This is a genomic window from Geodermatophilus sp. SYSU D00684 (assembly GCF_054050455.1).
In genome coordinates this window covers 253,052-275,645 of the sequence record NZ_JBJGZI010000001.1, presented here as the reverse complement: position 1 = coordinate 275,645, position 22,594 = coordinate 253,052, and the positions used below count along the sequence as shown (strand labels likewise).

21 protein-coding genes are annotated in these 22,594 nt (G+C 74.9%); 16 read left to right on the top strand and 5 right to left on the bottom strand.

What is annotated here, in order from left to right; genetic code table 11:
- The first annotated feature begins 3 nt into the window (after positions 1-3).
- Both uvrA and ACI79L_RS01310 read left to right on the top strand, forming a co-directional pair.
- On the top strand, positions 4-2,901 hold the full coding sequence (gene uvrA / locus ACI79L_RS01315) for an excinuclease ABC subunit UvrA (RefSeq protein WP_456935032.1): 2,898 nt from the start codon (positions 4-6) through the stop codon (positions 2,899-2,901).
- A gap of 10 nt (positions 2,902-2,911) precedes the next feature.
- Complete coding sequence (locus tag ACI79L_RS01310; protein WP_456935031.1) at positions 2,912-3,718, top strand: MBL fold metallo-hydrolase; 807 nt, start codon at positions 2,912-2,914, stop codon at positions 3,716-3,718.
- Between the two features lie 18 nt (positions 3,719-3,736).
- Here the strand turns inward: ACI79L_RS01310 and ACI79L_RS01305 are convergent, their stop codons facing one another.
- From ACI79L_RS01305 to ACI79L_RS01295, 3 genes are all read right to left on the bottom strand, one after another.
- A complete protein-coding gene (locus ACI79L_RS01305) occupies positions 3,737-4,306 on the bottom strand; it encodes a copper resistance CopC family protein (RefSeq protein ID WP_456935030.1) in 570 nt (189 codons plus the stop codon).
- Between the two features lie 18 nt (positions 4,307-4,324).
- A complete protein-coding gene (locus tag ACI79L_RS01300) occupies positions 4,325-5,212 on the bottom strand; it encodes an alpha/beta fold hydrolase (RefSeq protein ID WP_456935029.1) in 888 nt (295 codons plus the stop codon).
- A 129-nt stretch (positions 5,213-5,341) separates the two neighbouring features.
- Entirely contained in the window at positions 5,342-6,802 is a 1,461-nt protein-coding gene (locus ACI79L_RS01295; protein ID WP_456935028.1) for a hypothetical protein, read from the bottom strand.
- A gap of 215 nt (positions 6,803-7,017) precedes the next feature.
- On the opposite strand from ACI79L_RS01295, the gene ACI79L_RS01290 reads away from it, so the two are divergent.
- The 6 genes from ACI79L_RS01290 to ACI79L_RS01265 all read left to right on the top strand — a co-directional run bounded on the left by ACI79L_RS01290 (position 7,018) and on the right by ACI79L_RS01265 (position 10,030).
- A complete protein-coding gene (locus ACI79L_RS01290) occupies positions 7,018-7,164 on the top strand; it encodes a hypothetical protein (protein WP_456935027.1) in 147 nt (48 codons plus the stop codon).
- A gap of 102 nt (positions 7,165-7,266) precedes the next feature.
- The gene (locus ACI79L_RS01285) at positions 7,267-7,701 is read left to right on the top strand and encodes a helix-turn-helix domain-containing protein (RefSeq protein WP_456935026.1); all 435 of its coding nucleotides are present in this window, start codon (positions 7,267-7,269) and stop codon (positions 7,699-7,701) included.
- A 10-nt stretch (positions 7,702-7,711) separates the two neighbouring features.
- Positions 7,712-8,134: a VOC family protein gene (locus tag ACI79L_RS01280; protein ID WP_387993008.1), complete on the top strand. Its 423-nt coding sequence runs from the start codon at positions 7,712-7,714 to the stop codon at positions 8,132-8,134.
- 56 nt (positions 8,135-8,190) lie between these two features.
- On the top strand, positions 8,191-8,658 hold the full coding sequence (locus tag ACI79L_RS01275; RefSeq protein WP_456935025.1) for a hypothetical protein: 468 nt from the start codon (positions 8,191-8,193) through the stop codon (positions 8,656-8,658).
- An 86-nt stretch (positions 8,659-8,744) separates the two neighbouring features.
- Positions 8,745-9,023 (top strand): hypothetical protein, encoded by a 279-nt coding sequence (locus tag ACI79L_RS01270; RefSeq protein ID WP_456935024.1) that lies wholly within the window; start codon positions 8,745-8,747, stop codon positions 9,021-9,023.
- A 71-nt stretch (positions 9,024-9,094) separates the two neighbouring features.
- Positions 9,095-10,030, top strand: coding sequence for an alpha/beta fold hydrolase (locus ACI79L_RS01265; protein ID WP_456935023.1), 936 nt, complete (start codon positions 9,095-9,097; stop codon positions 10,028-10,030).
- Between the two features lie 39 nt (positions 10,031-10,069).
- On the opposite strand, the gene ACI79L_RS01260 is transcribed toward ACI79L_RS01265, so the two are convergent.
- Both ACI79L_RS01260 and ACI79L_RS01255 read right to left on the bottom strand, forming a co-directional pair.
- Complete coding sequence (locus tag ACI79L_RS01260; protein ID WP_456935022.1) at positions 10,070-10,945, bottom strand: alpha/beta fold hydrolase; 876 nt, start codon at positions 10,943-10,945, stop codon at positions 10,070-10,072.
- Between the two features lie 13 nt (positions 10,946-10,958).
- On the bottom strand, positions 10,959-12,299 hold the full coding sequence (locus ACI79L_RS01255) for a hypothetical protein (RefSeq protein WP_456935021.1): 1,341 nt from the start codon (positions 12,297-12,299) through the stop codon (positions 10,959-10,961).
- Between the two features lie 166 nt (positions 12,300-12,465).
- On the opposite strand from ACI79L_RS01255, the gene uvrC reads away from it, so the two are divergent.
- From uvrC to tpiA, 8 genes are all read left to right on the top strand, one after another.
- Positions 12,466-14,526, top strand: coding sequence for an excinuclease ABC subunit UvrC (gene uvrC, locus ACI79L_RS01250; protein ID WP_456935020.1), 2,061 nt, complete (start codon positions 12,466-12,468; stop codon positions 14,524-14,526).
- Positions 14,523-15,488, top strand: a complete 966-nt coding sequence (gene rapZ / locus ACI79L_RS01245; RefSeq protein WP_456935019.1) for an RNase adapter RapZ — start codon at positions 14,523-14,525, stop codon at positions 15,486-15,488. The genes uvrC and rapZ overlap by 4 nt, the downstream gene beginning before the upstream one ends.
- A complete protein-coding gene (locus ACI79L_RS01240) occupies positions 15,488-16,453 on the top strand; it encodes a gluconeogenesis factor YvcK family protein (protein ID WP_456935018.1) in 966 nt (321 codons plus the stop codon). The genes rapZ and ACI79L_RS01240 overlap by 1 nt, the downstream gene beginning before the upstream one ends.
- A 112-nt stretch (positions 16,454-16,565) precedes the next feature.
- Positions 16,566-17,540 (top strand): DNA-binding protein WhiA, encoded by a 975-nt coding sequence (gene whiA, locus ACI79L_RS01235; protein WP_204263308.1) that lies wholly within the window; start codon positions 16,566-16,568, stop codon positions 17,538-17,540.
- A 229-nt stretch (positions 17,541-17,769) separates the two neighbouring features.
- A complete protein-coding gene (locus tag ACI79L_RS01230; RefSeq protein ID WP_456935017.1) occupies positions 17,770-19,455 on the top strand; it encodes a diguanylate cyclase in 1,686 nt (561 codons plus the stop codon).
- Positions 19,456-19,568: 113 nt separating this feature from the next.
- Positions 19,569-20,576 carry a type I glyceraldehyde-3-phosphate dehydrogenase gene (gene gap / locus ACI79L_RS01225; RefSeq protein WP_456935016.1) on the top strand — a complete coding sequence of 336 codons (1,008 nt, stop codon included), beginning with the start codon at positions 19,569-19,571 and terminating at the stop codon, positions 20,574-20,576.
- Complete coding sequence (locus ACI79L_RS01220) at positions 20,576-21,769, top strand: phosphoglycerate kinase (protein WP_456935015.1); 1,194 nt, start codon at positions 20,576-20,578, stop codon at positions 21,767-21,769. Before gap ends, ACI79L_RS01220 begins: the two co-directional genes overlap by 1 nt.
- Before the next feature lie 12 nt (positions 21,770-21,781).
- Positions 21,782-22,591, top strand: coding sequence for a triose-phosphate isomerase (gene tpiA / locus ACI79L_RS01215; protein ID WP_456935014.1), 810 nt, complete (start codon positions 21,782-21,784; stop codon positions 22,589-22,591).
- Positions 22,592-22,594 lie beyond the last annotated feature (3 nt).

The following is a 22,594-nucleotide window of genomic DNA, read 5'->3' as shown; positions in this document are numbered from 1 at the left end:
ACTTTGGACCGTCTCGTCGTCCGCGGCGCCCGTGAGCACAACCTCAAGGACGTCCACATCGACCTGCCCCGCGACGCCCTGATCGTCTTCACCGGGCTGTCCGGGTCGGGCAAGTCGAGCCTGGCCTTCGACACGATCTTCGCCGAGGGCCAGCGGCGCTACGTCGAGTCGCTGTCGGCCTACGCCCGCCAGTTCCTCGGCCAGATGGACAAGCCCGACGTCGACTTCATCGAGGGCCTGTCGCCCGCGGTGTCGATCGACCAGAAGTCGACCAACCGCAACCCGCGGTCGACCGTCGGCACCATCACCGAGGTCTACGACTACCTGCGGCTGCTCTACGCCCGCGCCGGCCAGCCGCACTGCCCCAACTGCGGCAAGCCGATCGCCCGGCAGACGCCCCAGCAGATCGTCGACCAGGTGCTCGCCATGGAGGAGGGCACCCGCTTCCAGGTGCTCGCCCCGGTCGTGCGGGCGCGCAAGGGCGAGTACGTCGACCTGTTCAGCTCGCTGCAGACGCAGGGCTTCTCCCGCGTCCGGGTCGACGGCGTGGTGCACCCGCTGACCGAGCCGCCGAAGCTCAAGAAGCAGGAGAAGCACACGATCGAGGTGATCGTCGACCGGCTGACGGTGAAGGAGAGCGCCAAGCGCCGCCTCACCGACTCGGTCGAGACCGCGCTCGGCCTCGCCGGCGGCCTCGTCGTCCTCGATTTCGTCGACCTGCCCGAGGACGACCCGGAGCGCGAGCGGACCTTCTCCGAGCACCTGGCCTGCGTCGACGACGGCCTGTCGTTCGAGGCGCTCGAGCCGCGCTCGTTCTCCTTCAACTCGCCCTTCGGCGCCTGCCCGGAGTGCACCGGCATCGGGACGCGCAAGGAGGTCGACCCCGACCTCGTCGTCCCCGACCCGGAGAAGAGCCTGGCGCAGGGCGCGATCGCCCCGTGGGCCGGCTCGATGAGCAACGAGTACTTCCAGCGGCTGCTGTCCGGGCTGGCCGACCAGCTCGGCTTCTCCATGGACACCCCGTGGGAGGAGCTCCCGGCCAAGGTGCAGAAGGCCGTCCTGCACGGCTCCCCGGACCAGGTGCACGTCCGCTACAGGAACCGCTACGGCCGCGAGCGCAGCTACTACGCCGCGTTCGAGGGCGTGCTGCCGTTCCTCGAGCGCCGGCACGAGGACACCGACAGCGACTACATGCGGGACAAGTACGAGGGCTACATGCGCGACGTGCCCTGTCCCGTCTGCCACGGCACCCGGCTCAAGCCGGAGATCCTCGCGGTCAAGCTCAACGGCCGCTCGATCGCCGAGGTGACCGGCCTGTCGATCGGCGAGGCCGCCGACTGGCTGGGCGCCCTGGAGCTGGGCGAGCGCGAGCGGGCGATCGCCGACCGCGTGCTCAAGGAGATCCAGGCGCGGCTGTCGTTCCTCGTCGACGTCGGCCTGGACTACCTGTCCCTCGACCGGCCGGCGGCGACGCTGGCCGGTGGCGAGGCGCAGCGGATCCGGCTGGCCACGCAGATCGGCTCCGGCCTGGTGGGCGTCCTGTACGTGCTCGACGAGCCGTCGATCGGGCTGCACCAGCGGGACAACACCCGGCTGATCGAGACGCTGGTCCGGCTGCGCGACATGGGCAACACGCTCATCGTCGTCGAGCACGACGAGGACACGATCAAGACCGCCGACTGGGTGGTCGACATCGGCCCGGGCGCCGGCGAGCACGGCGGCGAGGTGATCGTCAGCGGCACCGTCGCGGAGCTGCTCGCCAGCGAGAAGTCGCTGACCGGGCAGTACCTGTCGGGCCGCAAGGAGATCACCGTGCCGAAGGTGCGGCGGCAGCCGCAGCCCGGTCGCGAGCTGGTGGTCAAGGGCGCCCGGGAGCACAACCTCAAGGGCGTCGACGTCACGTTCCCGCTGGGCATGCTCGTGGGCGTCACCGGGGTGTCCGGCTCGGGCAAGTCCAGCCTGGTCAACGACATCCTCTACACGGTCCTGGCCAACGAGCTGAACCGGGCGCGGATGGTGCCGGGCCGGCACCGGACGGTCACCGGGCTCGAGCACCTGGACAAGGTGGTGCACGTCGACCAGTCGCCGATCGGGCGGACCCCGCGGTCCAACCCGGCCACGTACACCGGCGTGTGGGACCAGGTCCGCAAGCTGTTCGCGCAGACGTCGGAGGCGAAGATCCGCGGCTACCAGCCGGGGCGGTTCTCCTTCAACGTCAAGGGCGGGCGCTGCGAGGCGTGCTCCGGCGACGGCACCCTCAAGATCGAGATGAACTTCCTGCCGGACGTCTACGTCCCGTGCGAGGTGTGCAAGGGCGCCCGGTTCAACCGGGAGACGCTCGAGGTCCACTACAAGGGCAAGACGGTCGCCGAGGTCCTCGACATGCCGATCGAGGAGGCCGCGGACTTCTTCGCCGCGATCCCCTCGATCTCGCGGTACCTGCGCACGCTGACCGACGTCGGCCTGGGCTACGTGCGGCTCGGCCAGCCGGCGACGACGCTGTCCGGCGGCGAGGCGCAGCGGGTCAAGCTGGCCAGCGAGCTGCAGAAGCGGTCCAACGGCCGCAGCGTGTACGTCCTCGACGAGCCGACCACCGGCCTGCACTTCGAGGACATCCGCAAGCTGCTGCAGGTGCTCCAGGGCCTGGTCGAGAAGGGCAACTCGGTCATCGTCATCGAGCACAACCTCGACGTGATCAAGAGCGCCGACTGGCTGATCGACATGGGGCCCGAGGGCGGGTTCCGCGGCGGCACGGTCGTGGCCGAGGGGCCGCCGGAGTTCGTCGCGTCGGTGCCCGAGTCGCACACCGGCCGGTACCTGGTGCCGCTGCTCGACGCCGCCGCGATCGAGGCCGCGGCCGCCGGCCCGAAGAAGCGGGCCACCCGCAAGCGCGCGAGCTGAGCAGGACCGGGTGCGCGTCGGGGACGTGCGGGTCGACGCCGTCGCGGACGGGACGTTCGTCGCCCGCCGGAGCTACTTCGGCGGGGACGTCCCGCCCGGCGCGCACCCGGAGCTGTTCGACCGGGACGACGCGGCCTGGCTGCCGATCGGCTGCTTCGTCGTCCGCACCGGCGGCCGGGTCGTCCTGGTCGACGCCGGGATGGGGCCCGAGGCGCAGACGCTGCCGGACCGGATGCTGCTCGTCGGCGGGCAGCTGCCGACCGGCCTGCGGGCGCTCGGCGTGCACCCGGACGACGTGACCGACGTCGTGTGCACGCACCTGCACGCCGACCACGTCGGCTGGCTCTTCGGGCCCGACGGCGAGCCGGTGTTCCCCGGCGCGACGATCTGGTTCGGCGCCGCCGACGGCGCCCACTTCGTGGACGGGCCGGGGGAGATGGCCGCGCACGTCCGCACCGGCTTCCTCCGCTGGGCCGGGACCGCGCGGCTGCGTCCGCTCGCGGAGGACGCCACCGTGACGCCCGGGGTCGACGCCGTGCTGACGCCCGGGCACACGCCGGGGCACCTGGCCGTGTCGGTGACCTCCGGCGGCGAGCGCCTGGTGCTGCTCGGCGACGCCGTCACCTGCCCGGTGCAGCTGACCGAACCGGGCTGGCGGTCGATGGGCGACGTCGACGCCGCCCTCGCCGACCGCACCCGCCGGCGGCTGTGGCGGGAGCTGGGGGAGCAGGGGACGTCCGGCGTGGGCGCCCACTTCCCGCAGCTGGCGCGTGGCCGGGTGACCCGCTCGGGCGGGCGCTGGGAGCAGGCGGACTGAGGCCGGTCCCGCCGCGCCTCAGCGGCGTCCGCGCCGTGCGAGGAGCCCGGCGGCCAGGACGGTCGTGAGTCCCAGGGCCACGAGGACGGCCAGTGCCCGGGCCGGCGCGCCGCCGTCGTCGGGGGTGGACGCCGTGTCGGTGCGGGTGGGTTCCCCGGCGGTGGGCAGCGGGGTGCTCCCGGCCGGCCGCGGCGGGGACGGCGACGGCGTGGGTGCGTGGTAGAAGACGAAGTCGCCGCGCTGCCGGTGACCGTCGTCGGAGACCGCCGACCAGGTGACGGCGTGCCGGCCCGCTGCGGTGAGGGCGACGGGTGCGGCCATCACGGCGCCGTCGAGCACCACCGGGCCGGCGCCGACGGACGCGCCGTCCGGCCCGGTGACCGCGACCTCGCCGCCCGCCGGCCGGGCCGCGAAGGTCAGGGTGACCGCCTGCGGGGTCGTCATCACGGTGCTGTCGGCCACCGGTTCGGTGGCGAGCAGCAGCGGGTGCGCCGAGGCGGTGCCGGGTGCGGCCAGCGCGAGGCCGAGGACCAGCAGCGCCGTGAGGAGCAGGTGCGGCGGTGTCGTGGGTCCGCGGACGGTCGGCACGAGGGCCTCGGGGCGTCGCTACGTCCAGCGTCGGATGAAGTCGATCGTGGCGTGGTCGACCTCGGCGGGGTGCGAGGCGCTCAGGAAGTGCCGGCCGCCGTCGACGACGCGCAGCTCGGCACCAGCGCTGTTCGTGAAGAGCGCGATCTCCTGCTCCGCGTTCGCGACGGAGTAGACCGGGTCCTCGGTGCCGTGCATCCACAGGACCGGGCACCGCACGTCGTCCAGGCGGCCGTGCAGGCCGTCGCGGTCGCGCAGGTTGATGCTGGAGAGCCGGAGACGGCGGCGGCCGTCGTCTCCGCTGTAGTTCCGCTGGTGCGTCTCGTGCCAGAACGAGCGCTCGGCCGGTGACACGTCCTCGCCGAGCCCCTCGGCGAGGACGGCGTCGACCAGTTCCAGCGGGATGACCCAGTCGTCGCCGACCTCCTCGGCGAGCGCGTCGATGGCCGGGGTGCAGAAGGCGACGCCGTCCCAGCAGCCCAGGTCGCGGCTGCGCGGGCTCTCGTGGTCCATCGAGGTGCCCAGGGGGACGATGCCCTTCACGACGCGCGGTGCCAGCACGGCCATCCGGGCCGCCACCCACCCGCCCTGTGACGTGCCCAGGACGAAGGCCTCGGGGATGCCGAGCGCGTCGAGGACCTGCAGGTCGGCGATCGCCGAGTCCCAGTAGGTGAACTGCTCGTACGAGGCACGGGTGCGGCCGTGGCCGTAGGGCTCGAGCGCGAGCAGGTTGGCGGTGGCGGCGAGTTCCTCGTCGGCGAACTGGGGCCGGTAGAGGTCGGCGGACGTGCTGAAGGAGTTGACCAGGACCAGCGTCGGGAGCGAGGGGTCGTAGGGCCTGCCGAACCGGTAGCCGATGGTCGAGGTGCCGAGGTGGGGCACCGTGATCGTCTCCGTGTCCGCCATGGTCGCTCCCGTCGCTCGGGCCGGCGCACGGCAGGTCGGCCATGCAGGGCGTGCGCCGTCATCGTGTCCGCGGGGTCCGGGACCGGTCAACGCCCCGGGTCGCGTCCGCGCTCCGCCCCGGGTCCCGCTTCAGCAGGGCGGTGGGGTGGTCGTCGCGGTGAGGCCGGCGGGGGTGGTGACGGTGAGGGTGCCGTCGGGGGCCAGGTGGTGCCGCCGGCCGGGGACCTGGTGCTTGCCGCGGTGGTGGCCGGCGCAGTAGCCGGCCAGGTCGGGCGCGGCGGTGGGCCCGGTCGGCCAGGGCGTGTGCTGGTCGAGGTGGCCGGTGCGGCGGCGGCAGCCGGGGAACCGGCAGCGCCGGTCCCGGGCGTGGCCGTGCCGGTCCAGCGCCGCGTCGGGGTGGTAGCCGGCGGACGGTCCGGGCACGCCGGGGCCGGTGCCGACCTCGTTCGCCCGGTGCAGGGCGGGCAGGTCGGTGAGGGTGAGCAGCGCGCCGGTGAGGGCGTCGGTGAGCACCAGGCGGGGCCGGTCGGCCAGCCCGCCGCCGGCGGTGCGCCGCAGCAGCCCGGCCAGTGCCTCGCGCGCGGTGTCGGTGGCGGCGGCGAGCGCGGTGAGCGCGTCCCCGGCGGCGGTGACCCGGCCGGCGGGACCGGCGCCCCAGGCCGCCTCGTCGGCGGTGGCGGCGCGCTCGGCGGCGGCCACCATCCGCCGGGCATGGCCGAGCGCCCGTTCGGCGGTGAGCAGCGCATCGCCGGCGTCGTCGACGGCGCGGTCGGCCCGCGCCCACCACCCGTCGGGCGCCTCGCCCGGCGCGGACCGGTCGTCCGGCGGCGGACCGGGCTCGGGCGGTCCTTCCTCGGCGGCCCACCGCGCCTGCACCTCGGCGAGGCCGACCAGGGCTGGTTGCCCGCCGGCCAGCTCCTCGACCAGTACCCGGCGCACCGTGTCGGTCCACCACTGCACGAAGTCCGGATCAGGCCGCCCGTCCCCGGTGTCCCTGGCCGGCGGAGGCGCCTGCGCTATCGGTGCAGCCTCGGTCTCGGCGTCGATCGGGCCGGCGGAACTGGCGGAACCGGTGGGCGCGGTGTCGGCCGCGGTGGTGCCGGCTGCAGAGGTGCCGGCTGAAGAGGTGTCACCGGGCGCCCTGCCGGCGGGATCGCTGTCGACGGTGCTGACCAGCGGGGCGCCGGTGAGCGCGGTGAGCAGGGCGCGGGCCACCTCCGCGGGCACCACCTGGCCGTCGATCTCACACGGCTGGTCGCCGCCCAGCAGCGCGCCCAGCGGCGCGACGACGTCCAGGCGCACCTGCACCGGCGGCAGCCCGTGCTCCCCCGGCCGCAGCACCAGGTCCAGCAGGCAGTCGGCCATCCTCTGCCCCCGCGTGCGACCGTCGTCGGGCAGCGCGTCCGCGTACACGCCGAGCGCCTCGACCAGCGCCGCCGCGAACGCCGCCACCGCCCGCGCCCGCAGCGCGGTCTGCCGGGCGATCTCCCGGTCCGCGGCCTGCACCGCACCCAGCGGCCCGGACGACAGCCCGACCGGCGGCACCAGAGGCGCTGGAGCGGTCAGCACGACGTCCACGGCTCCGGTCATAGATCAGAAGGACGAGGGGCACGAGCCGCTGATCTGCGAGAACAGCACCACGGTAACGAGACGGCATCGTCCGAGGCGCGCCCGGATGTGATCCGGGGCACGCTGGGGACGTGATTACTGACCGAACAGTCAGTGCGGCCGGCGCGAGCCTCCTGTGCGGCCGGCCGCGGTCCTGCTGGCCCCCGCGGATGAGCCCGGGCGGGGAGACGGGGCTCGTGCACGCCGTAGAGGTGCACCGCAGCGCGGAGGAGCTGACGGGGGAGAACGAGGTCGCGCTCTGCGGCGCGATCGTGCAGGTGCTCGACGCCCCCTGGCGCGCGGCGGACGACCCGTGCCCGCGGTGCCGCCGGCTCGCGGGGTGAACGGGTAGCCCGACCCTCCCGGCGTCCCGGGACCGCCCTCCGCGGAGTGACGTGCCGCCGTCGTGGGTCAGGATCCCGTCGAGACCCTGGGATGCTGCCCGGGTGAGCCGGGCCAGCGAGGACTCCAACCGGCGCATGCTGCGGGCGCGGGACGAGATGGACCGCTCCTACGGGGAACCGCTGGACGTCCCGGCGCTCGCCCGCATCGCGCACGTCTCCGAGGCGCACTTCATCCGCACCTTCAAGGAGACCTTCGGCGAGACGCCGCACCGGTACCTGCAGCGCCGGCGGGTGGAGCGGGCGATGTTCCTGCTGCGCAGCACCGACCGCACGGTCACCGACGTCTGCATGGCCGTCGGCTTCTCCAGCCTCGGCACGTTCAGCCGGGTGTTCGCCGAGGTCGTGGGGGAGCCGCCGAGCGTCTACCGGCGGCGCGGGCCGCTGGCGCCGGTGCCCTCCTGCTTCGGCATGCGCTGGCTGCGGCCCAGCGAGAAGACAGCAGTTCCGGAGAAGCCCGCCGCCGATGCCCGCCCCTAGCGTCGTCGGCATGTTGACCTCCATCTCGATCACCTCCCTCTACGTCCTCGACCAGGACCAGGCGCTGGACTTCTACGTCGGCAAGCTGGGCTTCGAGGTCCAGACCGACCAGCAGTTCGGGCCGATGCGCTTCCTCACCGTCGTCCTGCCCAGCGACCCCGGCCACGCGGTGCTGCTGGAGCGGCCCGCCCCGCCGTCGGTGAGCCCGGAGATCGCCGACACGGTGCGCGACCTGGTCACCAAGGGCGCCGGCGGCGGCCACCTGTTCCTCACCACCGACGACGCGCACAAGACCCACGCCGCGCTCAAGGAGAAGGGCGTCGACCTGCCCGAGGAGCCGGTGGTGCAGCCCTACGGCATCGACTTCGGCTTCCGCGACCCGTTCGGCAACTCCGTCCGCATCGCCCAGATGACCCCGCCGCCCTCGGCCTGACCCCGCCGGCCGGGCCCGCCGGGACGCCGTCGAGGTCCCCGGGCCCGGCCGTCACGGTGCCGGCAGGGGTCGACCGCGGAACCCGCACGTCCGGGTGCGCCGGCACGGTCGTCCAGCCCGGCGACCTCTCCCGGCTGCGGCTCATGGCGCCGGCCGGCCCCGGCGGCGGGTGGGACACCACCGCGCGCGTCTCCCAGCGGGTCGTCCAGGCCGGCGGCCTGGCCCGCAACGTGCAGGTCTTCGACGTCGAGGGCGCCGGCGGCACCATCGGCCCCGGTCCGCTCGCCCGGGAGACCGACGACGCGCTGCTCGTGATGATGGGCCTGGTCATGGTCGGCGCCGTCGACACCAACGACTCCGCCACCCGGCTCTCCGACGTCACCCCCATCGCCCGCCTCGTCGGCGGGACCGAGCTGATCGTCGCCGTCGGCAAGCTGCTCATGGGCAGCGCGGCGCAGCGGATCCTGCTCACCGTGGACTGCCCGATCCTCACCGTGAAGGGGCCGCCCGCGGCGACGGCTTGAACGCCGGGCGTCACTGCGCTTATCGTCTGTGTGACGGACGTCACGCCGTCGGACGGCGTGACGGGTCCCCGACCGAGGAGTCGCCCATGAGCGCGCTCACGCCCGACTGCGATCCCGACCTGGCGCACTGCGGTCAGCCCCGGCCCAGTGACGGGATCCGCTCCACGCTGGTGCTCGTCGCGCTCGTGACCGTCGCGGCCCTCGCCGTCACCGGCGAGGCCGTCCCGGGTGCGGTCGCGGTCGTCGCCGGCGGTGTCGGGCTGGTCGCGGCGCTCCTGCTGGGCAGCCGCGCCGTCCGCCTGGGCCGGCGCGCCGTCGCGGCGGTGCACCTGCCCGCGCTGCACCGCTCCCGCCCGGCCGGCTGACCACCCCGCGCGGCCCGCCGCGCGGACCGGCAGGCTGACCTCCGACGACGACGTCCGAGGAGGCCAGTCCCATGACCCTGCCCGCCGAGCCCACCTTCGTCCCCGCCGCCGACGGCGCGCGGCTGGCCGAGCGCCGCTGGACCCCCGACGGCGAGGTCCGCGCGGTCGTGCAGGTCGTGCACGGGCTCTCCGAGCACGCCGGGCGCTACGCACGCCTGGCCGCCGCGCTCACCGCCCGCGGGTTCGCCGTCGCCGCGCAGGACCAGCGCGGCCACGGCCGGACGGCGGAGTCCACCGGCTCCGGCCGGTTCGGCGACCCTGCCGCCGGACACGCCGCGGGCAGCGACGCCGTCCTCGACGACGTCCGCGAGCTCGGCCGCCGGCTGGCCGCCGACCACCCCGGCGTCCCCTACGTGCTGCTCGGCCACTCGCTCGGCTCGGCGGTCGCGCTGGCCTCGGCCGAGCGGGACGGCGACGGGCTGGCCGGGCTGGTGCTGTCCGGCCCGATCGGCGTGGCGCCGCACCTCGCCGCGACGGCGCAGCAGCTCGAGGCCGCGGTCGCCGAAGGAGCGGGCGACCAGCCGATGGAGGCCCTCGCCGCCTTCAACGCGCCGTTCGAGCCCGCCCGCACGCCCTACGACTGGCTGACCCGCGACCCCGCCGAGGTCGACGCCTACCTCGCCGACCCGCTGTGCGGCGACGACGTCCCGCCCACCCACCGCTACGGCGCCGGCATGTTCGCCCTCGGCGCCCGCGCCGCGACCCCCGAGGCCGTCGCCGGGCTGCCGGACGGCCTGCCGGTGCTCCTGCTGTCCGGGCAGCGGGACCCCGTCGGCGGCGAGGACGCCGCCCAGGTGACCGCCCTCGCCGGCTTGCTGCGCGACCGCGGCCTGCCCGTGGAGCAGCGCGTCTACCCCGACGCCCGCCACGAGGTGTTCAACGAGACCAACCGGGACGAGGTGACCGCCGACCTGCTCGCCTGGCTGGACGCCCGGATCGGCGGCTGACTCCCCGACCCGTCGCCGCCACCGGCCGGGCGGCCCCGCTCAGGACGGCGGTCGGCCGACGGCCCGGAGTCGTTCGCCCTCGGGCACCGCCCGGGGGCTCGGGGCGGCGAGGCGTGCCTCGACGTCCTGCCAGAAGGCGTCGACCCGGGCGTTCCACCGGTCCGGCACCTCCTGGAAGGGCTGGTGGGACTCCTCCTCCAGGACCTCGAAGACGGCGCCGGGGATCGCCTCGGCCACCGCCCGTCCCAGGTGTGGTCGGGCAGTGGGGTCCCTGCCTCCCGCCAGCACCAGCGTCGGCGCGGTGATGCGCGGCAGCCGCTCGGTGCTGTCGTACTGCCAGATGTCGGCGAGGAAGCGGTGCACGTCCTCTGCCGACTGCTTGTGCGGGAAGGCGACCACCTCGTCGATGAACGCGGTGACCGTGCCGTCGTTGTGGGCCCGCGGTGTGTAGATCCACAGGAAGAAGGACTCCAGGAACGACCGCTCGTCCGGGGCGGTGTCGACCAGCCACTCGACGAAGCGCCCCCACGCGGAGAAGAACGGGTCGAGCGCCGCCCAGGTGCTCTGCAGCACCAGGCTGCGGACCACGTCGGGGTGCCGCAGCGCCAGCTCCTGGCCGATCAGGCTGCCACCCGAGAAACCCGCGACGTGCGCCGACCGGACACCGAGGGCGCGCAGGACACCGGCCGCGTCGTCGGCCATCGCCGCCACGGTCGCGCCCTCCTCCGGCATCGCCGTCCGGCCGGCGCCGCGGTTGTCGACGGCGGTCAGGCGGTAGCGGCCGGCCAGCCCGTCGAGCTGGAACCGCCAGGACTCGACGGTGTCGCCCAGGCCGCCGATCAGCAGGACGTCGGGACCGCGGCCGACCTGCTCGGTCCAGACGTCGAGGCTCGCCACGCGGACGTGCCCGCCCATCGCCGCGCTCCTCTCAGGGGTGCCACCGCTGCAGGTGCTCGGCGTGCGTCCGCAGGTAGGAGCCGGGCCGGAAGAAGCGGTCGTAGAACTCCAGGTCGAGGTGGTGCGCCTGCACGTAGTTGAGGACGAACACCGTCGGCACGGTGCCGGGGAACTTGCCGAAGGTGTCCAGGACGTACTGGGCCTGCAGCGCCACGCACGCCTTGAACTCCGCGTCGTGGACCTGCGCGCTGCCCCGGAACCCGGGGCTGTCGGTCCACGGGCCGGGCGTGCGGGGGTGGAACGGGCCGCCCTCGCCGAACTTGCGCTCGGCGAACGCCTCGACCGCCGCGGCCATGTCCGCGTGGTGCGGCGGGCAGAACGCCTCGAAGACGCCCGGCAGCCCGGTCGGGTTGGGCACCGCCCAGCGCTCGTCCGAGTCGTAGCGGAAGCCCAGCCCGGGGACGGCGGCGTCCCCCGAGGCCCCCAGCACCGAGAACCGGTCGATCCCGTCGAACATCCACCCGCCCAGCCCCATCGCCTGCAGCACGAGCACCCCGGCGTAGCAGCTGGTGGCCAGCTCGGCGGTGGCCTCGGTCAGCGCGTACTGCTCGGTGAAGGTCAGCGGGTAGGGCGCGTCGACGTCCACCAGGTGGCGGAACCGCTCCAGCCCGGGGATCTCGCGCCCGTTGACGTCGTCGAAGATCCCGTACCCGTTCTGCGTGAAGAAGCAGAGGATCGCCAGCAGGTGCTGGGCGATGTCGGCGACCGGGACGACCAGGAGCGAGCCGGGCACGTTGACGCACCAGGTGTTGTGCCCCTCCAGGTGGGGCTCCTCGCGCGGCAGGTGCAGCCGCCGGTCGGAGAGCTGCCGCACCCGCCCCCGGTGCCGCTCCACCAGCAGCTCGGCGGTGACCTCCTCGGTGGCCGGGTCGACCAGGGCGCCGGCGTCGCGGGTCGGGAAGAAGTACACGCCGGAGTCGTCGGTGAAGAACAGCTCGGCCGTGTGGAAGCCGGCCGCCGAAGGGAAGGTGCGCCCGGCCGCGCCGCCGGCGTAGTTCGCCGGGTGGGGCGCGTAGCGGGCGTTGCGGGTGATCGAGTGGTGCCAGCCCGTGGTCCCGCCCATGGCGGCGAGGACCAGCATCCGCTCGAGCTCGGTCAGCGGCACCGGCTCGTGCCGGGACCGGTAGGCGAGCGGGCCGTCCGGGATCTCGTCGCCCAGGGCGAACCGCCGGGAGCGCCGCCCGAACAGGGCCTCGACGAGGGGGAAGGTCGCGAGGTCGGCCAGCGGGTCGGTGAGGGCCGGCGGCGCCGTCCGGGGCTCCGGGACCGCCGCCGTGCCGGTCCGGGTCGTCGGGTCCTGCGTCGAGCTCATGGGCGCACCCCTCCGGGGGCGGACGACTGACCGCCCGAGGCTGACCCGGTCCCCGGGTGCGGGACAGAGGCGGAGGTCCCCCGGGAATCCCACCGGTGTCGTTCCCATGGCCACGTCCACGCCACGCGGACGGCGGATCGTCGGCCGCGCCACCTACTGTGGGTGCGTGCCCGACCCGTCCACGTACCGCCCGGCGGTCGGCTCCATCCCCGAGTCGCCGGGGGTCTACAAGTTCCGCGACCCCACGGGCCGCGTCATCTACGTCGGCAAGGCCAAGAGCCTGCGCCAGCGGCTGAACAGCTACTTCGCCGACGTCGCGGGCCTGCACCCGCGCACCCGGCAGATGGTCACGACCGCGGCGAGCGTCGAGTGGACCGTCGTCGGCACCGAGGTCGAGGCCCTCCAGCTCGAGTACAACTGGATCAAGGAGTTCGACCCGCGGTTCAACGTCCGGTACCGCGACGACAAGAGCTACCCGTCGCTGGCCGTGACGCTCAACGAGGAGTACCCGCGGCTGCAGGTGATGCGCGGACCGAAGAAGAAGGGCGTCCGCTACTTCGGCCCCTACGCGCACGCCTGGGCCATCCGCGAGACCCTCGACACGCTCACCCGCGTCTTCCCGGCCCGCACCTGCTCCAACGGCGTGTTCAAGCGCGCCGGGCAGATCGGCCGGCCCTGCCTGCTCGGCTACATCGGCAAGTGCGCCGCGCCCTGCGTGGGCCGGGTCAGCGCCGAGGAGCACCGGGCGATCGTCGACGACTTCTGCGACTTCATGGCCGGCCGCACCGACCTCATGGTCAAGCGCCTCGAGCGCGAGATGGCCGAGGCCGCCGAGGCGATGGAGTACGAGAAGGCCGCCCGGCTGCGCGACGACCTCGGTGCGCTGCGGCGGGCGATGGAGAAGCAGGCCGTCGTCCTCGGCGACGGCACCGACGCCGACGTCGTCGCGTTCGCGCAGGACGAGCTCGAGGCCGCCGTCCAGGTCTTCCACGTCCGCGGCGGCCGGGTGCGCGGCCAGCGCGGCTGGATCATCGACAAGGTCGAGGAGGTCACCACCGGCGAGCTGGTGGAGCAGTTCCTCCTGCAGGTCTACGGCGGCGTCGACGAGCAGACCGGGTCGTTCGAGGCGGGCGAGTCGGTGCCCAAGGAGGTGCTCGTCCCCGAGCTGCCCGCCGATGCCGACGTCTACGAGGAGCTGCTCAGCGAGCTGCGCGGGTCGAGGGTGTCGCTGCGGGTGCCGCAGCGCGGCGACAAGCGCAGCCTGCTGGAGACCGTCGAGCGCAACGCCAAGGAGGCCTTCGCCCGGCACCGGGTCAAGCGCTCCAGCGACCTCACCGCCCGCTCCCTGGCGCTGGCGGAGCTGCAGGAGGCGCTCGAGCTGCCCGAGGCACCGCTGCGCATCGAGTGCATCGACATCAGCCACGTGCAGCAGACCAACGTCGTCGCCTCGATGGTGGTGTTCGAGGACGGGCTGGCGAAGAAGTCGGACTACCGGCGCTTCGCCGTGCACGAGGGCACCGACGACACCGCGGCGATGGCCGAGGTGGTCCGCCGCCGCTTCGCCCGGCACCTCAAGGAGGAGGCCGACCGGCGCGACGAGCAGGGCGTCGCCGCGGAGGAGGGCCGGCCGCGCCGGTTCGCCTACCCGCCGAACCTGCTGGTCGTCGACGGCGGCGCCCCGCAGGTGGCGGCGGCGGCGCGGTCGCTGGACGAGCTGGGCATCGTCGACGTCGCCGTCTGCGGGCTGGCCAAGCGCATGGAGGAGGTGTGGCTGCCCGGGGAGAGCGACCCGGTGATCCTGCCGCGCACCTCCGAGGCGCTGTACCTGCTGCAGCGGGTGCGGGACGAGGCCCACCGGTTCGCGATCACCTACCACCGGCAGAAGCGTTCGGTCAGCATGCTGGTCTCCCTGTTGGACGACGTCCCCGGTCTCGGGGAGACGCGGCGGAAGGCGCTGATGAAGCAGTTCGGGTCCCTCAAGCGGCTGCGCGCGGCCACGGTGGAGGAGCTCACGGCCGTCCCCGGCATCGGCCGCCGGACGGCGGAGGCGGTCATGGCCGCCGTCGCCGAGCCCGCCGCCGACCGTCCCGCGGAGGAGGACGCGGCCACGGAGACCGGCGCGGAGACCGTCGTGGAGAGCACCACGGCACCCAGCGGGCCGGCGGAGCGGGGCACCCCCCGCCCCGGGGCCGGGGAGACCGCCGAGGTCGGCCGGGTCGCCTCGTGAGCGCCGGGCAGGACGCGGGGACGGCGCCGGTGCCGTCCCCGGAGGGCCAGCACGGGCCGCACGCCGACGTCCCCGCCGGGCTGGACCCGGCGAGCACCGAGACCCCGCCGGTCGAGGTCGTCGTCGTCACCGGGCTGTCCGGCGCGGGCAAGAACACCGCCGGCCGGGTGCTCGAGGACCTCGGCTGGTACGTCGTGGAGAACCTGCCGCCGGCGCTGCTGCTGCCGATGGTGGAGCTCGGCGCCCGCGGCGACGTGCGCCGCTTCGCCGCCGTCGTCGACGTCCGCAGCCGGGCTTTCTCCAGCGACCTGCAGGAGGCCATCCGGGTGCTCGCCGAGGCCGGCCACCGCCCCCGGGTGGTGTTCGTGCACGCCCGCGACGAGGTGCTGGTGCGCCGCTACGAGTCCAACCGGCGGGAGCACCCGCTGCAGGGCTCCGGGCGTCCGCTCGACGGCATCACCGCCGAGCGGACGCTGCTGACCGGCATCGCCGGCGAGGCCGACCTGTGGGTGGACACCAGCGACCTCAACGTCCACCAGCTGCGCGCCACGCTGGAGAACGCCTTCGCCCGCGAGGGCCGCACGCCGCCGCTGACGGCGACCGTGCTCAGCTTCGGCTTCAAGTACGGGCTGCCGCTGGACGCCGACCTCGTCGTCGACGCGCGGTTCCTGCCCAACCCGCACTGGCTGCCCGAGCTGCGCCCGCACACCGGGCAGGACGCCGACGTCCGCGACTACGTGCTCGGCCAGGCCGACGCCGGGCCGTTCCTCGACCGGTACACCGAGGTCCTGCGGCTGCTCATCCCCGGCTACCGGCGGGAGGGCAAGCGCTACCTGACGCTGGCGGTCGGCTGCACCGGCGGCAAGCACCGCAGCGTCGCCATCGCCGAGGAGTTCGCCCGCCGGCTGCGCGCCGAGGGCACCGACGCGGTCGCGCGCCACCGCGACCTGGGCCGCGAGTAGTGGCCACCCCACCCCGGGGCGCCGCGCTGCGGGTCGTCGCCCTCGGCGGCGGCCACGGGCTCGCGGCGGCGCTCGGCGCCTGGCGGCGGATCACGTCCGACCTCACCGCCGTCGTCACGGTCGCCGACGACGGCGGCTCGTCCGGCCGCATCCGCCGGGAGATGCCGGTCCTGCCGCCCGGTGACCTGCGGATGGCGCTGGCCGCGCTGGCCGGCGAGGACCACGGCCGGCAGGAGATGGCCCGGCTGCTGCAGCACCGCCTCGGCGGCACCGGCGTGCTGGCCGGGCACCCCGTCGGCAACCTGCTGCTCACCGGGCTGGTCGAGCTGCACGGCGGCGACACCGTCCGCGCCCTCGACGCGGTCTGCGAGCTGGTCGGCGCGTGCGGCCGGGTGCTGCCGATGGCCGACGTGCCGCTGGACCTCGTCGCCCGGGTGGAGACCGTCGACCCCGACGACCCGGCGCGCACCCGCACCATCCGCGGGCAGGTCGCCATCGCGTCCACCCCGGGGCGGGTGCGCGACATCCTCGTCTCGCCGCCGGACCCGCCGGTGCACCCCGACGTCCTCGAGGCGATCGCCACGGCCGACGTCGTGTCGCTGGGCCCCGGCTCCTGGTACACGTCGGTGCTGCCGCACCTGCTGGTGCCGCGGCTGCGCGCCGCGCTGGCCGCCACCCGCGCCCGGGTCGTCGTCGTCCTCAACCTGGAGCCGCAGCCGGGGGAGACCGACGGCTTCTCGCCGGAGGAGCACCTCCGCGTGCTGCAGGCGCACCTGGGCGGTGTGGCGCTGCACACCGTGGTCGCGGATGCGGAATCGGTTGTTGACCGCTGTGGTCTCCTGTCAGCGGTGCGCGAGTGTGGCGCCGAGCTGGTCCTGGCTCCGGTCGCCGCGCCCGACGGATCACCGCGCCACGACCCCGCGCGGCTGGCGGCCGCGCTGAGCTCGGTGGTCGGGGCGCGGTGAGCGGGAACGGTCCCAGCCGGAGCACCGGGAGCGGGGGAGCCCGGACGGTACGAGGGGGAGAGGTGACGCCGAGAATGGCGCCGCAGCAGAGCAGGGGGTGGTCGTCGTGGCGATGACCGCCATGGTCAAGGACGAGCTGTCCCGGGTGGAGTGCACGCGCACCTCCGAGCGCAAGGCCGAGGTGACGGCGCTGCTGCGCTTCTCCGGCGGCCTGCACATCGTGGGCGGCCGGGTGGTCATCGAGGCCGAGCTGGACACCGGCTCGGTCGCGCGCCGGCTGCGCCGGGACATCAGCGAGGTCTACGGCTACACGAGCGGGGTCAGCGTGCTCGCCGGCGGCAACATCCGCCGCGGCGTGCGCTACCTCGTCCGGATCGCCAAGCACGGCGAGGGCCTGGCCCGCCAGACCGGGCTGGTCGACCAGCGCGGGCGCCCGGTGCGCGGCCTGCCGCCGTCGGTGGTCTCCGGCAGCATCAACGACGCCGAGGCCGCCTGGCGGGGCGCCTTCCTCGCGCACGGCTCGCTCACCGAGCCCGGCCGCTCCTCGTCACTCGAGGTGACCTGCCCCGGGCCGGAGGCGGCCATGGCCCTGGTCGGCGCGGCCCGCCGGCTGGGCATCGCCGCCAAGGCCCGCGAGGTCCGCGGCGCCGACCGGGTCGTCGTCCGCGACGGCGACGCGATCAGCGCGCTGCTCACCCGCATGGGCGCCCACGACGCGGTCCTGGCCTGGGAGGAGCGGCGGATGCGCCGCGAGGTCCGGGCCACCGCCAACCGGCTAGCCAACTTCGACGACGCCAACCTGCGCCGCTCGGCCCGCGCCGCGGTCGCGGCCAGCGCGCGCGTCGAGCGGGCGCTGGAGATCCTCGCGGACGACGCCCCCGAGCACCTGCTCGTCGCCGGCCGGCTGCGCCTGGAGCACGGCCAGGCGTCGCTCGAGGAGCTCGGCCAGCGCGCCGACCCGCCGATGACCAAGGACGCCGTCGCCGGCCGCATACGGCGTCTCCTGGCGATGGCCGACAAGCGGGCCAAGGACCTCGGCATCCCCGACACCGAGTCGGTGGTCACCGAGGACATGCTGGCCCAGTAGAAGGACCACCCTTCCCCCACGCCTCGCACGCTCCGCGCGGGACCCGGAAGGGCGGCCGTTCCAGCACGTCACCATCCGGGGCGCCCTCCGCTCACGCGGGGGGCGCCCCGTCGTCGTCCCCCCTGGGGGTGAGCGCCCGGCCGGGCCGCTGTACCCCGCGCCCGGTGCCGCCGATGGCGCGGGGGAGAGGCGGCCGTCCCGGCCCGCCCCGGTGCGGAGCGGAGGCGGCATGACCGCGGGGAGCTGGGCCGTCGTCTTCGGCTGTGCCGCGTTGGTCGCCGTCGGCACCGCCGTCCTGGCGTGGCAGCGGCGGCGGCGGACCCCCGCGGCCACCGCGCTCGCGGTCACCATGGCCGGCGTCGCCACCTGGTCGGCCGCCGACGGGGCCGTCTACCTGGCCGGCAGCGAGCCGGTGCAGCGCGTCTACGTCCCCCTGCTCATGGCCGCCGTCGGGCTGGTGGTCGTGGGCACCTGGGTCCTGGCCCGCACCGTCGCCGACCCCTCGTGGCGGCTCTCGCCGCGCGCCGCGGCGCTGCTGGCGGTCGAGCCGGTCCTGCTGGTCCTGACCGGGGCCCTGCCGGCCACCCGCGACCTGGTGATGGCCGACATGGTCACCGGCACCGCCGGCGCCGAGTCCCGGGTGACGTTCGGGCCGCTGTTCCTGGCCCACACCGCCTACTCCTACGCGCTCATCGGCGTGGCCTACGCCGTCCTCGCCCGCCGCTGGCTGCGCGTCGCCGGCGTCTTCCGCCGCCAGATCGGCATCCTGCTCGGCTCGGCGTGCCTGTCCACGGTCGGCAACGTGGTCGCCGTCGGTTCCCAGCTCGACGGGCACGGCACTGACGTCACCCCGCTGTTCTTCCTGCTCACCGGGCTGCTCGACTGCTGGGCCATCTTCCGGGGCGGCCTGCTGCGGCTGGTCCCGGTCGCCCGCGAGCAGGTCGTGGAGACCGTCCCCGACGCCGTGCTGGTCGTCGACCCCGACGGCGTCCTCATCGACTGCAACCCCGCCGCCACCCGGATGCTGCGGGAGCTGCGCCCCCACCTCGACGGCGACCTGGTCGGCCGGCCCCTCCACGACGTGGCCGGCCCCCGGGCGGTCGGGGTCCTGCTCAACACCGAGCGCCGCGACGGCCACCGCGTCGCCGAGGTCCGGCCCGGCGTGTGGCTGGACGTGCGCGACTCCGCCGTCGCCGACCCCCGCGGCCGCGCGCTGGGCCGCATCCTCGTCGTCCGCGACGTGAGCGAGCAGCAGCGGCGGCAGCTCGCCGTCGAGCGGCTCAACCGGCAGCTGGCCGAGCAGGTCGAGGTCATCGAGCGGCTGCGCGCGGTCCTCGCCGAGGAGGCCGTCCGCGACCCGCTCACCGGCCTGCACAACCGCCGGCACCTCGACCGCGCCCTGGAGGCCGACCTGGCCCGCCGGCCGCGCACCGGGCAGCTGTCGCTGCTCGTCGTCGACGTCGACCACTTCAAGGCCGTCAACGACCGCTTCGGCCACGCCTCCGGCGACCGGGTGCTCCTCGGCGTCGCCGGGACGCTCGCCGCCGCCGTCCGCGAGGGCGACACGGCCGCGCGGCTGGGCGGCGAGGAGTTCGTCGTGGTCCTGCCCGGCGCCGGGCGGGAGCAGGCGCTGGCCCGCGCCGAGCAGGTCCGCCGCGAGATCGCCGCCACCCGCCACCTGCTCGACGGCGAGGACGTCGGCGTCACGGTGAGCGTCGGTGTCGCCGTCTGCCCGGCCGACGGCACCTCGGCGGCCGCGCTGCTCGAGGCCGCCGACCGCGCCCTGTACACCGCCAAGGCGACCGGCCGCGACCGCGTGGTCGCCGCCGTGCCGGCCGCTGTGCCGGCCGCCGGCCCGGTGCTGCCCGTGCCGGCCCCGCCCGGTGACCTCCCGGAGCTCGTGGCCGGGGCCTGACCTCACCCGGACGGGCCCCGCCCCGGTGCCGATAGGGTCGTCGCCGATCGAGGCCGCGCGCCGTGCGGCCGACCGGGGCGACGGGCGTCGCCGGGGACACATGGAGGTCAGTCGTGACCGTACGCGTGGGCATCAACGGGTTCGGCCGGATCGGGCGCAACTTCTGGCGCGCCGCCGCGGCCAGCGGCAAGGACATCGAGATCGTGGCGGTCAACGACCTGACCAGCCCCGAGGTCCTGGCCCACCTGCTCAAGTACGACAGCATCCTGGGGGTGCTGGGCGAGGACGTCGCCGCCTCCGACGGCGGCATCGACATCGCCGGCAAGACGATGCAGGTCCTGTCCGAGCGCGACCCGGCCGCGCTGCCGTGGGGCGACCTGGGCGTCGACGTCGTCGTCGAGTCCACCGGCTTCTTCACCAAGGCCGACGACGCCCGCAAGCACGTGGACAAGGGCGGCGCGAAGAAGGTCGTCATCTCGGCGCCGGCCACCGGCGACGACCTGACCATCGTCATGGGCGTCAACCACGACAGGTACGACGGCACCCAGACGATCATCAGCAACGCGTCCTGCACCACGAACTGCCTGGCCCCGCTCGCCAAGGTGCTCAACGACGCCTTCGGCATCGAGCGCGGCCTGATGACGACGATCCACGCCTACACCGCCGACCAGAACCTGCAGGACGGCCCGCACAAGGACCTGCGCCGCGCCCGCGCCGCCGCGCTCAACATGGTCCCCACCTCGACCGGCGCCGCCAAGGCGATCGGCCTGGTGCTGCCGGAGCTGCAGGGCAAGCTCGACGGCTACGCCGTCCGCGTCCCGGTGCCCACCGGCTCGGCCACCGACCTCACCGTCCAGCTGACCCGCGAGGCCTCGGCCGACGACATCGACGCCGCCTACCGCGAGGCCGCCGAGTCCGGGCCGCTGGCCGGGATCCTCAAGTACACGTCGGCGCCGATCGTCTCCTCCGACATCGTCACCGACCCGGCCTCGTGCATCTACGACGCCAAGCTGACCAAGGTCTTCGGCCCGATGGCCAAGGTCCTCGGCTGGTACGACAACGAGTGGGGTTACTCCAACCGGCTGGTCGACTCCGTCGAGCTCGTCGGCAACTCGCTCTGATGCGGTCCCTCGACGACCTGCTCGCCGAGGGGGTGTCGGGCCGGCGCGTGCTGCTGCGCGCCGACCTGAACGTCCCCCTCGACAAGCAGACCCGGGCCATCACCGACGACGGCCGGATCCGGGCGAGCCTGCCGACGATCGAGGCGCTGCGCGACGCCGGCGCCCGCGTCGTCGTCGCGGCGCACCTGGGCCGGCCCAAGGGCGCGCCCGACCCGCAGTACTCGCTGGCCCCGGTCGCCGCGCGGCTCGGTGAGCTGCTCGGCGCCGAGGTCCCCCTGGCCGCCGACGTCGCCGGCGAGGACGCCCGCGCCAGGGCCGACGCGCTCGGCGACGGCGACGTCCTGCTGCTGGAGAACGTCCGCTTCGAGGCCGCCGAGACCAGCAAGGACGACGCCGAGCGCGGCCGGCTGGCCGACCGGCTCGCCGCGCTGGCCGACGTCTACGTCGACGACGCGTTCGGCGCCGTGCACCGCAAGCACGCGTCGGTGTTCGACGTCGCGCAGCGGCTGCCGCACGTGGCCGGCCGGCTGGTGGCCACCGAGCTCGACGTGCTGCAGCGGCTGACCACCGACCCCGACCGGCCCTACGTCGTGGTGCTCGGCGGCTCGAAGGTCAGCGACAAGCTCGCCGTCATCGAGGCGCTGCTGCCCAAGGTGGACCGGCTGCTGGTCGGCGGTGGGATGTGCTTCACCTTCCTCGCCGCGCAGGGCCACGGCGTCGGGAAGTCCCTGCTCGAGGCCGACCAGGTCGACACCTGCCGCCGGCTGCTGGCCGAGGCGGGGGAGCGGATCGTGCTGCCGCTCGACGTCGTCGTCGCGCCGGAGTTCAGCGCCGACGTGGACACCGCCGTCGTCGCGGCCGAGCAGATCCCCGACGGGCAGATGGGCCTCGACGTCGGCCCGCGCACCGTCGAGGCGTTCGGCCGCGAGCTGGCCGGCGCCCGCACGGTGTTCTGGAACGGTCCGATGGGCGTGTTCGAGCTGGCGCCCTTCCAGGCCGGCACCCGCGGCGTGGCCGAGGCCGTGGCCGCCGTCGACGGGCTGTCGGTGGTCGGCGGCGGCGACTCCGCGGCCGCGGTCCGCCAGCTCGGCCTCGACGAGGCCGCCTACGGGCACGTCAGCACCGGCGGCGGCGCGTCGCTGGAGTACCTCGAGGGCCGGGAGCTGCCGGGCCTCGCGGTGCTCGCGGACTGAGAGGGGCCGGGGATGGCACGCACGCAGCCGCGCGCCCCGCGCGAGGGCCGCCGCCCGCTGATCGCGGGCAACTGGAAGATGCACATGACGCACCTGGAGGCCATCGGCCTAGTGCAGAAGCTGGTCTTCAGCCTCAAGGAGCGCGAGCTCGACGACGCCGAGGTCGTGGTGCTCCCGCCGTTCACCGCGCTGCGCAGCGTGCAGACGCTGGTCACCGGCGACAAGCTGCCGGTCGGCTACGGCGCGCAGGACCTGTCGGCGCACGACTCCGGCGCCTACACCGGTGAGGTCAGCGGCGCGATGCTCGCGGCGCTCGCCTGCGGCTTCGTCGTCGTCGGCCACTCCGAGCGGCGCGCGCTGCACGGCGAGGACGACGCCACGGTGGCCGCCAAGGTGCAGGCCGCGCTGCGGCACGGGCTCACGCCGATCCTGTGCGTGGGCGAGGGCCTCGACGTCCGCCGCGCCGGGCGGCACGTCCCGCACTGCACCGACCAGCTCGACGCCGCCCTGGAGGGCCTGAGCGCCGACCAGGTGCGCGCGGTCGTGTTGGCCTACGAGCCGGTGTGGGCGATCGGCACCGGCGAGGTGGCCACCCCCGAGGACGCCCAGGAGGTGTGCGGCGCACTCCGGTCCCGCCTCGACGGGCGTTTCGGCCCGGAGACGGCCGCGGCGGTCCGTATCCTCTACGGCGGGTCGGTGAAGGCCGCGAACACGGCCGGGATCCTGGCCGGGCCGGACGTCGACGGTGCACTGGTCGGGGGCGCGAGCCTGGACGCCGACGAGTTCGCGCAGATCTGTCGGATCGCCGCAGGCGGCAGCTAGCCC

Bases quoted from the DNA above. Each gene is read 5' to 3' on its own strand.
- ACI79L_RS01230 (WP_456935017.1), top strand. From the start codon at position 17,770: ATGACCGCGGGGAGCTGGGCCGTCGTCTTCGGCTGTGCCGCGTTGGTC.
- ACI79L_RS01295 (WP_456935028.1), bottom strand. From the start codon at position 6,802: ATGACCGGAGCCGTGGACGTCGTGCTGACCGCTCCAGCGCCTCTGGTG.
- ACI79L_RS01270 (WP_456935024.1), top strand. From the start codon at position 8,745: ATGAGCGCGCTCACGCCCGACTGCGATCCCGACCTGGCGCACTGCGGT.
- ACI79L_RS01280 (WP_387993008.1), top strand. From the start codon at position 7,712: ATGTTGACCTCCATCTCGATCACCTCCCTCTACGTCCTCGACCAGGAC.
- whiA (WP_204263308.1), top strand. From the start codon at position 16,566: ATGACCGCCATGGTCAAGGACGAGCTGTCCCGGGTGGAGTGCACGCGC.
- tpiA (WP_456935014.1), top strand. From the start codon at position 21,782: ATGGCACGCACGCAGCCGCGCGCCCCGCGCGAGGGCCGCCGCCCGCTG.
- ACI79L_RS01260 (WP_456935022.1), bottom strand. From the start codon at position 10,945: ATGGGCGGGCACGTCCGCGTGGCGAGCCTCGACGTCTGGACCGAGCAG.
- ACI79L_RS01255 (WP_456935021.1), bottom strand. From the start codon at position 12,299: ATGAGCTCGACGCAGGACCCGACGACCCGGACCGGCACGGCGGCGGTC.
- ACI79L_RS01220 (WP_456935015.1), top strand. From the start codon at position 20,576: ATGCGGTCCCTCGACGACCTGCTCGCCGAGGGGGTGTCGGGCCGGCGC.
- ACI79L_RS01265 (WP_456935023.1), top strand. From the start codon at position 9,095: ATGACCCTGCCCGCCGAGCCCACCTTCGTCCCCGCCGCCGACGGCGCG.
- ACI79L_RS01300 (WP_456935029.1), bottom strand. From the start codon at position 5,212: ATGGCGGACACGGAGACGATCACGGTGCCCCACCTCGGCACCTCGACC.